Annotated in this window: 12 protein-coding genes; 2 read left to right on the forward strand and 10 right to left on the reverse strand. The window is 47.5% G+C overall.

Translation table 11 applies throughout. The features are described from left to right. Positions 1-10 precede the first annotated feature (10 nt). The 7 genes from SFSGTM_RS08350 to SFSGTM_RS08375 form a co-directional block, all read right to left on the reverse strand. A complete protein-coding gene (locus tag SFSGTM_RS08350) occupies positions 11-1,132 on the reverse strand; it encodes an ABC transporter permease (protein ID WP_232525948.1) in 1,122 nt (373 codons plus the stop codon). Then, positions 1,129-2,916: an ATP-binding cassette domain-containing protein gene (locus tag SFSGTM_RS08355; RefSeq protein ID WP_162084757.1), complete on the reverse strand. Its 1,788-nt coding sequence runs from the start codon at positions 2,914-2,916 to the stop codon at positions 1,129-1,131. Before SFSGTM_RS08355 ends, SFSGTM_RS08350 begins: the two co-directional genes overlap by 4 nt. A gap of 5 nt (positions 2,917-2,921) precedes the next feature. Continuing rightward, positions 2,922-3,185 (reverse strand): hypothetical protein, encoded by a 264-nt coding sequence (locus tag SFSGTM_RS17050; RefSeq protein ID WP_491851248.1) that lies wholly within the window; start codon positions 3,183-3,185, stop codon positions 2,922-2,924. A gap of 44 nt (positions 3,186-3,229) precedes the next feature. Next, positions 3,230-3,964: an HlyD family secretion protein gene (locus SFSGTM_RS08360; RefSeq protein ID WP_198420530.1), complete on the reverse strand. Its 735-nt coding sequence runs from the start codon at positions 3,962-3,964 to the stop codon at positions 3,230-3,232. Between the two features lie 280 nt (positions 3,965-4,244). Next, complete coding sequence (locus SFSGTM_RS08365; protein ID WP_162084758.1) at positions 4,245-4,802, reverse strand: recombinase family protein; 558 nt, start codon at positions 4,800-4,802, stop codon at positions 4,245-4,247. Between the two features lie 44 nt (positions 4,803-4,846). Further along, entirely contained in the window at positions 4,847-5,128 is a 282-nt protein-coding gene (locus SFSGTM_RS08370) for a virulence factor (RefSeq protein ID WP_162084759.1), read from the reverse strand. Beyond that, positions 5,128-5,328, reverse strand: a complete 201-nt coding sequence (locus SFSGTM_RS08375; protein ID WP_162084760.1) for a DUF5397 domain-containing protein — start codon at positions 5,326-5,328, stop codon at positions 5,128-5,130. The genes SFSGTM_RS08370 and SFSGTM_RS08375 overlap by 1 nt, the downstream gene beginning before the upstream one ends. A gap of 158 nt (positions 5,329-5,486) precedes the next feature. On the opposite strand from SFSGTM_RS08375, the gene SFSGTM_RS08380 reads away from it, so the two are divergent. Further along, on the forward strand, positions 5,487-8,465 hold the full coding sequence (locus SFSGTM_RS08380; protein WP_162084761.1) for a Tn3 family transposase: 2,979 nt from the start codon (positions 5,487-5,489) through the stop codon (positions 8,463-8,465). Positions 8,466-8,518: 53 nt separating this feature from the next. Continuing rightward, positions 8,519-9,571 (forward strand): sensor domain-containing diguanylate cyclase, encoded by a 1,053-nt coding sequence (locus tag SFSGTM_RS08385; protein ID WP_162084762.1) that lies wholly within the window; start codon positions 8,519-8,521, stop codon positions 9,569-9,571. A 147-nt stretch (positions 9,572-9,718) separates the two neighbouring features. On the opposite strand, the gene SFSGTM_RS08390 is transcribed toward SFSGTM_RS08385, so the two are convergent. Genes SFSGTM_RS08390 through SFSGTM_RS08400 form a run of 3 tightly spaced genes read right to left on the reverse strand, consistent with a single transcriptional unit; the run spans position 9,719 to position 15,332 of the window. Beyond that, positions 9,719-13,294, reverse strand: a complete 3,576-nt coding sequence (locus SFSGTM_RS08390) for a DUF1631 family protein (protein WP_162084763.1) — start codon at positions 13,292-13,294, stop codon at positions 9,719-9,721. Between the two features lie 23 nt (positions 13,295-13,317). Continuing rightward, entirely contained in the window at positions 13,318-14,229 is a 912-nt protein-coding gene (locus tag SFSGTM_RS08395; RefSeq protein WP_162084764.1) for a DUF1853 family protein, read from the reverse strand. Then, complete coding sequence (locus SFSGTM_RS08400; RefSeq protein WP_162084765.1) at positions 14,226-15,332, reverse strand: aromatic ring-hydroxylating oxygenase subunit alpha; 1,107 nt, start codon at positions 15,330-15,332, stop codon at positions 14,226-14,228. The genes SFSGTM_RS08395 and SFSGTM_RS08400 overlap by 4 nt, the downstream gene beginning before the upstream one ends. Positions 15,333-15,366: the final 34 nt, after the last annotated feature.

The raw sequence follows: 15,366 nt of genomic DNA on the forward strand, positions 1-15,366 counted from the left end.
AAGTTGTTGATTAATCCAGTCGCTTGTGCGCTTTGATCCGCGTCAGTCCAAGAAAGATAATGGCAAGCAGGAGCAAGGCAAGTGCGTTTGGTACAATGACGCTCCATTCGTTCCCAACAAGAAATACCGTCTGTAGTATGGCAACGTAATAGCGTGCCGCAACAACATGCGTTAATACTTGAACAATAGGCGGCATACTATTGATATCAAATATAAATCCAGACAAAAGAAAGGCTGGCAGAAAAGTGGTAATGATAGCTAACTGACCTGCAATAAACTGACTTCTGGCGACAGTAGAAATCAGCAAACCCATGCCCAGTGCAGTCAGTAGAAATAGGGCAGAAGTGCCGAATAGCACCCATACGGAGCCACGCAACGGAACGTGAAATAACCAGATCGCCATGGCGACAGATAACATCAGCCCACCCATACCCAGAGTGAAATAGGGTATGAGTTTACCCAGTATCACTTCGCGCATGGAGAGTGGTGTCACCATCAAAGCTTCCATGGTGCCACGCTCCCATTCACGCGCCATAACCATGGCTGTCAGCAGCGCGCCGATCAGTGTCATGATCACAGCAATCAGTCCCGGCACCAGAAAATTACGACTTTTTAATTCTTCGTTGAACCAGATGCGCTGTGTCATCACTACTGGCATATTGAGTGTTTGTCCTTGCTCCAGCGCATTGTGCTCCAGCCATTTCCCCCATGCGCCAGTGACATAACCGATTACGATGCGGGCAGTATTGGCATCCACACCATTGACGATCAATTGTATCGGTGCACCATTCGGTTCACGCAGACGCTGAGCAAAGTCCTGCCGCAAAATAATAACGGCATTAATGCGACCTGCCATCATCGCTTCAACTGCTGCAGGCTTGGTGGGGAAAGACGTTGTAGTAAAATATTTGGAGTTATTGAATGCAGCAGTAAAGCCCGCTGTATCAGCACTGGGTTGTTCAATGACTAGCCCCAAGGGTACATGATCAGCATCCAGTGATACGCCATAGCCAAATAATAGTAGCAACACTACTGGCATCAGAAACGCAATTGCAATACTGCTGGGGTCACGGATAATTTGCAGGAACTCCTTACGGATCAAACCACGTAACCGCATACTAGCCTTACTCACGCGGCAACTCCTTGCATCTCGTGTGCTTCAATCAGGCTGACAAAAGCATCTTCCATCGTTGGCTCAGGTAACGCAGTTGTACGCGCCTTGGATTTGATCTCAGTCGGCGTACCTATGGTGAGGATTTCACCTGCTGCCATGATCGCTAAACGGTCGCAATACTCAGCTTCTTCCATAAAATGCGTGGTCACCATAATAGTGACCCCTTGTTCGGCCAGCATATTTATTCGTCGCCAGAATTCACGACGCGCCAGAGGATCAACTCCTGAGGTTGGCTCATCCAAAAACAAGGTTTTCGGTTCATGCATCAATGCACAAGCTAAGGCCAGACGTTGTTTGTAGCCCAGGGAAAGGTCACCACTGACTGCATCTGCTATCGAAGCCAGATCAAATTCCTGCAGCGCCCAGTCAATTCGTTCATCACCCTGTTTGCCAAACAGTCCATAGGCACTACTAAAGAATCGTAAATTTTCAACTACGCTGAGATTGCCATACAAAGAAAATTTTTGTGACATATAACCGATGCGCGCACGGGCAGCGGCCGCCGCATAACGCAGATCTACGCCAGCAACACTCAGTTTGCCACTGCTAGGCGGCAGCAATCCGCAGAGCATACGAAACATGGTTGATTTACCTGCCCCATTTGCACCCAGCAAGCCAAATACCTCACCTTGTGGCACAGAAAACGTGACGTTTTTAACTGCAATAAAACTGCCAAAACGTCGTGTTAAATTCTGCACATCTATGACCGGGTTTGTACCCGTTGTGAGATTAGCCGATGCTTGTACAAGTGGGGCAGGATGGGTTGATGTTTCCAAATTATTTTTTGTTTTGAGCAAGGCGACAAAACCGTCTTCAAAGCGGGGGGGTACGACGTTAATTTCGGCATTGGACACATTGGGGATGAGCACGCCAAGTTCAGGTAGTGGCGCATCCTTAGTCATGACGATACGCACTTGCTCGCCTTGAATAAGTGCATCCAGCACCGAGGGGGACTGCGCCAATTGAGCTTGCAACGCACGTTTGCTTACATCGGGTGCAGTGACTGCAAAAGTGCGTCCATGTAGCGATTCACGTAATTCAGCTGGTGCCCCCTGATTCAGCAGTTGACCATCATGCAACAAAATCACATGGTTGCAACGCTCTGCTTCATCCAGATAAGCTGTACTCAAGAGCACAGTAGTTCCCTGTTCCTTTACCAGACGATAAACAATGGCCCAGAGTTCGCGTCGGGATAATGGATCTACACCCACTGTCGGCTCATCCAGCAATAGCAGGGAGGGTTGACGTATCAGGGCGCACGCCAGTCCTAGTTTTTGTTTCATCCCGCCTGAAAGCTGCCCGGCTAACCGCCCTGTAAATGCAGTCAGCTCAGCCATTTGCATCAAATCCCGATAACGTTCCTTGCGTATCGATTTTGGCACGCCTTGCAAATCTGCGTACAAATCAAGGTTTTCCTGAACAGTTAAATCTTCATATAAACCAAAGCGTTGCGGCATATAACCAATGACACTTTGAATTGCCAGCGATTGTGTGGCCGCATCATGCCCTAGCACTGAGATTGAGCCTGAATCAGGCAACAACAATCCGACAGCCAGACGCATCAATGTGGTTTTACCAGCGCCATCAGGTCCAATCAGTCCGGTAACTTCACCATGCTTTACGCTAAAACTGATATTACGCAAGGCCTCAACTTTTCTTTGCCCAACATGAAATGATTTGGAGATGCCGCTTATCTCCAGTGCGCTATCGCTAGTCTGCACAGCATTCTCTAATGTGGGCATAAGCATCAGGATTTATCGCATGTAGTCATGTTGTTACGATTTGCTGGAGGAGGGGACTGATCTAGTGGAATAGTCACCGTTGCGGGCATGCCGAGGCGTAGTTCATTACGTGTATCGCAAGTGAAAACCCGTACCTGATATACCAGATCACTGCGCACTTCTGTTGTTTCTACTGATTTAGGCGTGAATTCGGCGCTAGGGGATATATAACCTATCCAGCCCTGATAGTGCTTGTCAGGATAGCTATCAGTACTGATCGTTACATGCATGCCTGGCTTCACCTTGCCTAGCTCAGGCCCGGCAATATAGGTTCTTATCCAGAGGGGATTCGTAAGTGCCAAGGTATAAACAGGACGTTGCGGCGATGCGATGCCATATCACCCACTTCCAGGATACGGTTTTGAATTGTGCCATCCGAGGGGGAATATAACGCAGCATCAGCTAAGTCTTTACGTGCGATTGCCAATGATGCTTCATTTGCCTGTAAGGTCGCCTTGGCTACTGCAATATCTTCCTGACGTGGCCCCAGCATGGCAAGTCGTACTGTTTCATGCAGAGAATTGAATTTAGCCTGAGCGGCATTGGCTGCTGATTTGGCATTATCGACATCCTGTCTTGCTACAAAATCCTGTTTGACTAATTCAAGTTGCCGTTGATAGGTGCGTTGCGCGTTATCAGCATCTGTTTTTGCAGCTGCTGCATCAGCCTGAGCTTTGCGGATTTCTTCTGGGCGACTCCCCGTTTCCAGTTTGAGTAACGCTTGTTGTGCTTGAGCCACCTGAGCTTCACGCAAATTAAAATTTTGCTGTAAACGAGTGGTGTTCAAAGTTGCCAGCAACTGGCCTTTTTTAACCTGGCTTCCTTCTTGAACCAGCATTTTGTCTATCCGTTCTGACCCATTAAAAGCCAGCTCCACTTGCCTTATATCTACATTCCCATACACAGTAAGTGCCACAGGTATGACTGCCTTATCATGATGCCAGTAGGCAAAGCTACCTATGCTAATTAATATGACAGCCAATACAGGTATTAGTACTTTTCGGTTCATATCCTATGTACTCAATCTTCCAAAGTGAGAGTTGCATCTTAGCAGTATTCTCGCCTCTTTCGAGAGCGTTTTATAGTGCAATGTGCAGAGCAGGGTAATACAATGTCTTATATCAAACATGGTTTCTCTGTGCACAAATCATATATGACAATACACAATCAAATTTTGCCTAACATCGCTGATGCCAATCCAAACTCCTCCGAATTGAATCAGCATGATTTGCATAATGAAACAGCACAACTGAATAGGGGTCGCTGTAGAAAACGGAATTTAAAGTACGTTAAGCCGTCCCAGAAGCTGGAATCCAGCGGTACAGGGTTGGCACGGACACGCCGAGGTTATGAGCTACGTCACAAGGTGGCACGCCGTTGGCCAGCAGCTTCTTGGCTGACTCGATCTTACTGTCGGTCATTTTTCGTTTGCGCCCACCTGTACGGCCAAGTTTTCTGGCGACTTCCAGCCCTGCGCGGGTGCGCTCCACCGTCAGTTCACGTTCCATTTCGGCTAGGCTGGCCATGACGTGAAAGAAGAAGCGGCCTGACGGGGTGCCAGTGTCAATGGCGTCAGTCAGGCTTTTGAACTGGACACCTTGCTTGTGCAAATCACTGACCAAATCGACCAGGTTTTTTACGCTACGCCCTAAACGATCAAGCTTCCACACCACGAGGGTATCGCCTTCGCGCAGCATATCCAGAGCCTTCGTAAGCCCTAGCCGTTCTCTACTACTGCCGCTGATTTTGTCGTCAAACAGTTTTGTACAGCCCGCTTTGGTTAAAGCGTCGATCTGAAGGTCAAGGTTTTGGTCTTGTGTCGAAACGCGTGCATACCCGATCAACATGATTTTGTAATGTGAAATTTATGTGCGGTGGATTGGCTCATTGCTCAGACTCCTTTAACCACGGCGGTAAAATCTGACCATTGCTCAATGCGGAAGGCTCGGATATCTCGTACGGACTTCGGAAACCAAGGACGAGCACGCAACGTTTGGAAGGCAAGGAAGAGATTGGCCATGTCCTCGTTGTCTGTCACATACAAGCTACCTTGAACTCGGCGAAAACCATGTTCACCCAAGATGGCACCGATCTCGGTGTATGCCTGTGAAACCCCTTTTGGGTGGTTCATCTCGGCGTCGGCCACCGTCAGATCAAAGGAAACTGCGTACATTAGCGAGCCTCTGGATCATCGTAAACATGTGTCAACCGATATTCGGCGGACTCGCCTGTCTCGACCATCTTGACCTCGACCATCCAGTCACCATCATCCAACTGGCGAAGTGGCTTGCCAACTTCGTACTTTGGCCCGAACGCACCAAAGCTCTTGATCTTGCCCGTGGGTATGGGCGGGGCAGTCGTCACGGCTTGCATAGCATCTCTCCTTATCAAAACTCGTTGTAATGGTAGTTGACTGAGAATAACATATCAAGAACTATTTGTGAGAATGGAAGTGCCTTGATTTTGCGTGCCGCATCGGCGACTAGGCGAGGCTTATCAAAAACCTACATTTTTAAGAAGAAGGAAACAGCATGCCCCGCCGTTCGATCTTGTCTGCAAATGAGCGCGAAAGCCTTCTGGCCATCCCGACAGCCGGGGATGAGTTGATCCGTCTGTATACCTTCAGCGAGGTCGACTTGGCACTCATTCGCCAGCATCGCGGTGCTCAGAACCGGTTGGGCTTTGCAGTTCAGCTTTGTTACATGCGCTACCCTGGCATCTTGCTGGGCGTTGATGCCGAACCTTCCGCCCACTTACTGAACATGGTGGCGAATGAGTTGAAGGTTCCCCGCGAGGCTTGGAACGACTACGGGCACCAGCGTGCCGAAACGCGGCGCGAACATCTTTTGGAACTCCAAGCCGCTTATGAATTTCAGTCGTTCACCACGTTGAGCCACTATCGGGCCGCAGTGCACAGCCTGGGTGAGCTTGCCTTGCAGATTGACAAGGGCATCGTACTGGCCAGTGTTCTGGCCGAGTCGCTGCGTAGCAAGGGGGTGTTGTTGCCCACCGTTGACGTCATTGAGCGTATTTGTGCCGAAGCCATCACCCGTGCCAACAAATGCATTTATGCGGCACTGTCAGATCAGCTGACCCGCGCCCACCGCCAGCGACTGGATGAGCTACTGTTGCACAAGGAGGGGAGCAAGACAACCAAGCTGGCCTGGCTGCGCCTATCACCCAAGAAGCCAAACTCGCGCCACATGCTGGAGCATATTGAGCGCCTGAAATCATGGCAAGCACTTGATCTGCCAGCCAGTGTTGAACACGTGGTACATCAAAACCGTCTTCTCAAAATCGCCCGAGAGGGTGGGCAAATGCGGGCCTTTGACTTGGCCAAGTTCGAGCCGCAGCGGCGCTATGCCACCTTGGTAGCGCTGGCCATTGAGGGCATGGCTACGGTCATCGACGAAATAATCGACCTGCACGACCGCATCATCGGCAAGCTGTTCAACGCAGCCAAAAACAAGCACCAGCAGCAGTTTCAGGCCTCCGGCAAAGCCATCAATGACAAGGTGTGCCTCTACAGCCGTATCGGCTTGGCGCTGATTGAAGCCAAGAAAACAGGCGCTGACCCATTCGCAGCCATTGAATCGGTGCTTCCTTGGGAAGACTTCGCCGAGAGCGTCAGCGAGGCACAAGTGCTGGCCCAGCCCGAGAGCTTTGATTTCCTGCACCGCATGGGTGATGGATATGCGACTTTGCGCCGCTATGCGCCTGAATTTCTGAATGTGCTGAAACTGCGTGCCGCGCCAGCAGCCAAAGATGTACTGGAAGCTATCGAGGCACTGCGCTTGATGAACTCCAGCAACGCTAAACAAGTGCCAGCGGACGCGCCCAGCAAATTCATCACGCCCCGCTGGGCACGGTTAGTCAAAACCAGCAATGGTTTCGACCGCCGTTTCTATGAGCTATGCGCCTTGTCGGAACTGAAGAACAAGCTGCGTTCAGGTGATGTGTGGGTGCAAGGTTCTCGCCAATTCAAGAACTTCAATGAGTACCTTGTCCCTGTCGAGAAGTTCACCACAATGCAACTGGCCGACGAATTGCCGCTGGCCGTGCCAACTGACTGTGACCAGTACCTCCATGAGCGGTTGACGCTGCTGGAATCCCAGCTTGCCAAGGCCAACTTGATGGCGCTAGCCAACGAGTTGCCGGACGCCATCATCACCACAGCCACGGGTTTGAAGATCACGCCACTGGACGCGGTAGTACCCGATGAGGCACAAGCCCTGATAGACCAGTCGGCGGCACTGCTGCCCCACATCAAGATTACCGAGCTGCTGATGGAGGTCGATGGGTGGACTGGCTTTACCAACCACTTCACCCACCTGAAGTCCGGCGACGTAGCCAAAGACAAAACATTGTTGATGACAACCCTCCTGGCTGACGGTATTAACCTGGGGTTGTCCAAGATGGCCGAGTCCTGCCCTGGCACCACCTACACCAAGCTAGCTTGGCTGCAAGCCTGGCACATCCGCGATGAAACCTACAACGCCGCCTTGGCCAACCTGGTGAATACCCAATTCCGGCAACCTTTTGCCGACCACTGGGGGGATGGCACCACGTCCTCATCGGACGGACAAAACTTCCGGGTAGGCAGCAAGGCCCAAAGCACCGGCCATGTCAATCCAAAGTACGGCTCGGAACCGGGGCGCACCTTCTACACCCATATCTCCGACCAGTACGCACCGTTCAGCACCAAGGTGGTCAATGTCGGGGTGCGCGACTCCACCTATGTGCTGGATGGCTTGCTGTACCACGAGTCGGACTTGCGGATCGAGGAGCACTACACCGACACAGCAGGTTTCACCGATCACGTCTTTGGCCTGATGCCCTTCGTAGGCTTTCGGTTCGCGCCGCGCATCCGTGACTTAGGCGAGACCAAGCTCTTCATTCCGAAAGGCGACACCGTCTATGACGGTCTCAAACCGATGATCAGCGGTGAGCGATTGAAGATCAAGCAGATTCGTGCCCATTGGGATGAAATCCTACGGCTCGCCACATCCATCAAGCAAGGCACCGTGACAGCTTCGCTGATGCTGCGAAAGCTAGGCAGTTACCCACGACAAAACGGTTTGGCGGTGGCACTGCGTGAGTTGGGCCGCATTGAGCGCACGCTGTTTATTCTGGACTGGTTGCAAAGCGTGGAGTTGCGCCGCCGCGTCAATGCCGGACTGAACAAGGGAGAGGCGCGTAACGCGCTGGCCAGGGCTGTGTTCTTCAACCGACTGGGCGAAATCCGCGACCGCAGCTTTGAGCAGCAGCGTTACCGGGCTAGTGGTTTGAACCTGGTCACGGCGGCCATCGTTTTGTGGAATACGGTCTACCTGGAGCGGGCCACAGCCACTTTGCGGAACCATGGCCAGGAGGTGGACACCTTGCTATTGCAATACCTGTCGCCACTGGGCTGGGAGCACATCAACCTGACGGGCGATTACGTCTGGCGCTCCAGCGCTAAGATCGGGGCAGGTAAGTTCAGGCCGTTGCGGCCGATGCCTGGGGCTTAACGTACTTTAAATTCCGTTTTCTACAGCGACCCCTGAATAGTATTATTCAGAGTTTGCTAACGAATATTCAAAGCAATGAACTCATTCAGCCTCAAGCCATATCTGGACTAACCCAGTTGATCGGCAACCTCACCGATGAAATAAACACAGTACTGCTTAAAAAGAATAATGTTATTAATGCATTGCGTGAAAGTGAAGCACACTTTCATCAGTTGTTTGATCGACATAGTTCCATCATGTTATTGATTGATTACCAATCTCGTATCATCGTTGATGCAAATCCGGCAGCTGCAAAGTTTTATGGTTATCCTCTGGAAATTTTACGTGGCATGGATGTAAGTCTTATCAATGCACAGCCTGAATCAGAGATCTATCCGCAAAGGCAAAAAGCGATCATTGGCGAACAGAACAAGTTCATTTTTGATCACAGGTTGGCTAATGGCGAAATTCGTACAGTCGAAGCGCATATCTCAATTGTGCGTTACAAGGGTAATAATTTATTCTTTTCGATTATTCATGACGTAACTGAAAGGAAGCAATCAGAGGAGCAGATTCGTAATTTAGCGTTCTATGATGCATTGACCCAATTACCCAATCGTCATTTGTTTATCGACCGACTATCCCAAGTAATGGCTACCAGCAAACGCAATGGTCAACATGCTGCGTTGATGATGATAGATCTGGATAATTTTAAGACGCTTAATGATACTTATGGTCATGGTGCGGGTGATTTATTATTGATTGAAGTGGCGAGCCGATTAAAAAGCTGCATACGTGGACTCGATACTGTGGCACGTTTTGGTGGTGATGAATTTGTGGTCGCACTCAATGAACTGGGCACTGACAAAAACCAAGCTATGACTCAGGCTAGGGTCGTAGCTGAAAAAATTCGAACTACTTTATCTAACCCTTATTCGTTGTGTATTAATCAAACAACCAATTCATGTGCTGTTATTGAATATCATTGCACGGCAAGTATAGGTGTGACGGTTTTTGTTTCCAAACATGAATGCCAGGATGATTTACTACGATGGGCAGACATGGCGATGTATAGTGCAAAAGAAGCAGGACAAAACCTGATTAGTTTTTCCAATATTAATTTATAAAACTGATATTCCGACTGTTGCCATAAGTTTTATAGATAATCTGAATAAATATTCACGGTCTTATTATTGCGTTACACTTCCTATAATGTATATTATGTTAAATCAATAGTCGATACATACAATCCCCCATAATACCTAATCTATAATTTACGCAGCGAGTACTAAACTATCCAGCGGTTTTGGCATTTCTATGCCATAACCTTGCGCATAATCCACACCTATCTCGCCTAAGATTTCCAAGATGGCATCGTTTTCTACGTATTCAGCAATGATTTTTAATCCTAATGCATTACCTATGCTGTACATAGCTTTAACCATAGCCACATCAGCTTGCGATTTTTCCAAATCACGTACAAAAACGCCATCAATTTTAAGATAATCAACATGTAGATTTTTTAAATATGCAAAGGATGAATAACCAGAGCCAAAATCATCCAATGAGAATCTGCAACCAAAAGCACGTACAGTTTCGATAAACTGCTGTGCATCTGTTAAGTTCGTCATAAATGCTGTTTCGGTCAATTCGAAAATTATCTTATTTGCAGGTAATGTTGGCGACTGCAGATGCGAAATGATGAAATCAAGTACATCATTATTTGTCAGCGAATGTCCTGACAAGTTAATAGATACGCCACTGATAAACTCTAGTTTATCCCCCTGACTTTCAAGCCATGCGAAACTTTGCTGCAAAACCCATAAATCTATATCTGCTGAACGTTGCCATTTTTCGGCAGCGAGTATGAATTCTTGAGGATTAGTTGTCAGGCTCTTATCAATACCCAATAAAATCTCATAATGCGGTAATGAGCCACTCGAAGCATCAATTGCTTGTATGCGCTGGCAACGTAAATATAACAAATGATCATTCAGAACATGATCAATCAAGCCTGCCCACTTAAACAAGGATTCTTCGTGTTGGATTTGCGCGCTATTTGCCGCATAAATTTGTACCGAATTATGTCCATGGGTTTTCGCAATCACACAAGCTGAACCTACACTACGTAATAATTGCGGGACGGTATTGAGTTCATTACTTATTTGCACCACCCCTATACTTGCTGCGATTACAAATTGTTTATCCTGACAGGCAATGCGTTTTGAAGATAGCGCTACTAGCAGTTGCTGCATAAGTTTCTCAGCATCTTCCGCATTTGCTTTATGCAACAATAAAGCGAAAGTATTGTCGCTGAGACGAGCAAACTGAACTGATGATGGCAATGCTGTAGTAATTAAATCAAGAATTGACAGCAGTGACTCATCGGCTTCCTGGCCATCGCAGTTTGCATAAAGAACATTTAACTGGTCAAACATGATCATACACAACACGGCATCTACTTGCTGTGCAACATAGCGTATACAAGCCTCTTCCAATTTTGCCATCAAGCCTTTACGATTTAACAATCCAGAAAAATCGTCCTTCATGACCTGACGGTAAACTTTATCATACGCACTGAACATGACTGTACGTGCTGCGCGTTCCATGAAAGGCAGGTCAAATTCATGATTCGCCGTCACCGTACCCGCTGCCATAGCCTCTGCAAGCGTGTCCTTATGAAACTCACGAATCAGCGTGGCTGAACGGTTCATTAATACGTAGGCTGATGCAACTTGATTCATCCATATGATTTGATAGGGTACAAATACTTTTTCTACCTTAATACATAACCATGCACCCGTGCGTAACATCGTAATCGTGTCATCAACATGATCGATCTTGATATCCGGGGTGGGTTGCATTTGCTCACGCTGTTCGCATGCATTGGCAGTTAACTTAACCTTGTCCTGCCGAGTTTGCTCTATAGGTGAAACAAGTTCTTCAAGTATATGATTTACATCTGAAAATATATGGTTATCTTGCTCAAACTGGTCAACAATCTGATTTACTAAAGTATGTAATAACTGACTTAATTGTGCATCAAACAAATGCCCATCATCATCTGCCGCAATATAAAAACGCTCTATTAAATTCACGGTCTGTTGTGCCGGATGTTTGCTACTGCTCAGGAAGTCGCTATCCAGCAATGCGAGCTTGAGTAAGGTCAGTTCTAGTTTTTTAAGCAAATCTCTGATATCTGAAGATAATTCATTATTTGCCAAAGGACTCGCAAATAATTGATCAAATAAGCGGACTGATTGCCATAATTCTGAATTCTCTGGAATTTGCGGTGCTACACTTTGTAGCCAGTTAGCAATGTCTGGTGTGTTACCCTGCCCTGACATCTCTTGCCAATGCGATTGGTGTGCATTAAGCGCACTAATGAGCTGGCTAATATCATTTGCAGTCGGTTGTAACTCAGTTTCTGACTGATTAAATGTTTCCGTTGAGTTAAAAACGGCATGTGCTGCAGGTACGGCAGACAACACTTGAGCAGACGAAGATGTCGCGGGTGGCAATTGCCGCAAATATTCAATAATTCTCTCTACACTTGTGGGTGCGGTCTGAGCAATCGATGGCTGAGTTTGTGTAACTAACTGCTGTAATCCATATTCAGCCCCTACTCTGTCACCCTGTGTAAAACCAGCAGTAGCACTTGGTAAAAAAGGGTAAGTACCCATAGATGGTGCTGATTGCTGCATAGGCATGTTCGGCAACATGGCGGCAATATTACGCAAGAAACCATCCAGGCTGACGCCATGCGCTTCTGCAGATGGATAAGTCACACTATTATTTACTGTGTTTTGCGTGACTGCAGCAGCTTGTTCAGGAAATGTTGGGCTATGCGGTGTAAGGTAAGGTGTCGCAACCGATGGTTGCCGAGAGGGTGACGATGCAACCCGTACCTGTGGTAATGCAATATAGTCCAAACTAGTGTTCAGTTGCCGATAAAAATCGCTCATCGACGCAAGCAAAGAATCGTAAAATAATTTATATAAGACAGACAGCACGGGGGACTTAAAATGTGCATCCGCTATGACATCACGTAACGTTTGCAGCAGGAAACTCGGCCCATAAGGATTATCCTGACCGCTCAATGACTGACCCAATAGGATTGCATAGCGAGTTTCAAATTCAAAAATTGGCGCAGAAAACTCCAGATCCAATTTTGTGGTTAGTGTCGAAATCGTCAACCACTCATCAAATTCATCCAATGCTACCAATGATAAGGAGTCAGCATCCTTCGCAGTAGGCAATTGCTCATTTGATGGCTTACGCTGGATATAATTATCCGCCAGAAAAGCACGTTCAATTTTCCCCCGCTGCGCGTCAATCAAAGGGTAGGAATTATTGATAATCCATCTATCTTCTAAACTACCAGCATTGTTAGCTGAAAAATTAATCCGATTAGCCACGCTCAGGTAAAAGTGATCAATCACCTGTTTGATAAAGTGCTGATATATTTCATGACACTGTGCTAACGCCTGTTGCTGCTGATTACGACTCTGTGTTTGCTTAGTTACTACTGGCGCAGGCGCTGATTTTGCTAAGGCAAGCAATGCTGCATAGGACGGCTCTGGGAATGGCGATATGATTAAACCTAATGAAGATCCAGCAACTCGAATTACACGACCGCTAATAACGTAGTCAACCTTATCCAGATTTGAACGGAAGTGTATATCAACTTGTTGTTCATGAAAATCAGTCAATGACTGTTTGGTATTTACACTGAACAAAACACCATTTGTTGAAAAATCATGAATTTCGCCCGTTACTAAACCACTGTACTGCCCTTGTAGAGTGGCAGTTTGAGCAATGGCAATACGTTGAAACCGACGTTTTTCCATGAGGTATGTTTGTCCTTGACTCGCTATTTAATTATATTACTATCCAGCAACCAATTCGGTGAGACTATAAAACCTCGCGTTTGTTCATACCAAACGCCGTCTTGCATGACTAATCCAGCAACTAAAACGGGTAATGGGTGCAACGTAAAATGCGCAGATAAATGTAACACAAAATCCGCCTCACTCAATAAGCAAGTTGCATCAAATATGATAGCAGGAGTTAACCATTCTAATCGAGGCAGAACTCGCCAGAGTAAATCTGGAGATAAATTTAATTGCCCCCAGCGAGCCCACCACGCTTGTAGATGTTGCGTTGATAATCCAGATGCCGGCTGTGGTGTGGTATTTGCTGGATAAAACAGCCAGCCCTTTAGCAAGGCTCTTGCACGGACGGGTTCATAAGCTATTGGCAAACTGGCCTGCCCTTCGGGCAAGTTGGCTAACTGTAGTTGCTTATCACGAAGATGTGCTACTTTGAGATCCAGCCTGTCCCGTGTCATGCTGCCAACGTAGCCTGCAAATCCGGCGTTACAGTCAATTTGCAAATAAAACTTAACGGATGCTTCCCAGTGTTGCAACGCACTGTGCTGGTCACGCCATAGCAGATCATATTCACCTAGGACTATTCGTTCCGATTTCACAACTTGATTCGTGACAAACCAGGTTGCAGGCATGAGATGCGCCATCCAATAGCTCAATAACACCTCAAAATAGCGTCCCAAGCGCTGCGGAGAAGCTACTGCAATCCAATTGATCAGAGGTGCTGGGTTTGCATCTAAAGCAAGCAGTTGTGGCATTGCAGCATCCAGCCAAGCCAAACACTCAGTATCGGAAATTAACCAGTCCGCCTCTGCCAAAAGATTAGGTGCTGCCATCACCCACACCAAATCACGCACTTGCGCAGTTTTGAATGGGGTGAGGCGAGTCAGATTCACACTAGATGTGGAGATAATTGACGTCGGATAAACTCATGAAAATGCACCATACCATCCTCCATAGGTGATTGATAAGGCCCTGCCTCATCAAGTCCTTGCTGGTAAAGTGCCCGACGACCAGCTTGCATGCGGCGACAAATTTCATCATCCTCGACTGCAGTCTCGGCATAAGCGGCCTGTTCGGCTTCAACGAATTCACGCTCAAATAGCACAATGTCTTCAGGGTAATAAAACTCGACCACATTGCGGCAAGATTCTATTCCTGTCGGAATTATCGTGCTAATCACCAACACATGCGGATACCATTCAACCATGATATTTGGATAGTAAGTTAGCCAGATAGCGCCATGCTTAGGGATTACACCGTTAGAATATTGCAATACCTGATCTTGCCACTGTTGATACACAGCACTGCCAGATTTACTCAAGCCGCGTGCAACGCCGACAGTCTGCACGCTGTACCAATCACCATATTCCCATTTCAAATCATTGCAGGTAACAAAATTACCCAGCCCAGGGTGAAATGGCTCTACGTGATAATCCTCCAGATAAACCTCAATAAAGGTTTTCCAGTTAAACGCATAATCTTCGACCATGACACGGTCGAGCATGTAGCCTTCAAAATTAAGCGTGTCAGCAACACCTAACTTGGCGAAATCAGCTGCAACATCACGCTCACCGTTAAAAAGTAAACCATGCCAGTTCTGTAAAGGTGATTTACCCAAATTTAGACATGGATTACCTGGAAAATGAGGGGCGCCCAGCAGCGTACCTTCCAGATCATAGGTCCAGCGGTGCAATGGGCAAACGATATTGCGCGCATGGCCTCGCCCATCTAGCATCATTGCCTGGCGATGACGACAAACGTTAGACAGCATCTGAGTGCCTTGTGCATTGCGCACCAGCACACTGGCTTGCTGCTGAGTTTCTAACACTTGATAATCGCCGATATTCGGCACCATGATTTCATGACCGATATAATTCGGCCCTTGTGCAAACAAATACTGCTGCTCTAACGCGTAAATTTCAGGATCAAAATACCAACTGATTGGTAATTGAGGAGTAGTGTGTGTCAATTGCGACACGACAGCTAAATTGGACATAAACGAGTACACCCCAAAAGAAGTGACCAAAAAC

Source organism: Sulfuriferula nivalis (assembly GCF_009937995.1).
Lineage (GTDB): Bacteria > Pseudomonadota > Gammaproteobacteria > Burkholderiales > Sulfuriferulaceae > Sulfuriferula > Sulfuriferula nivalis.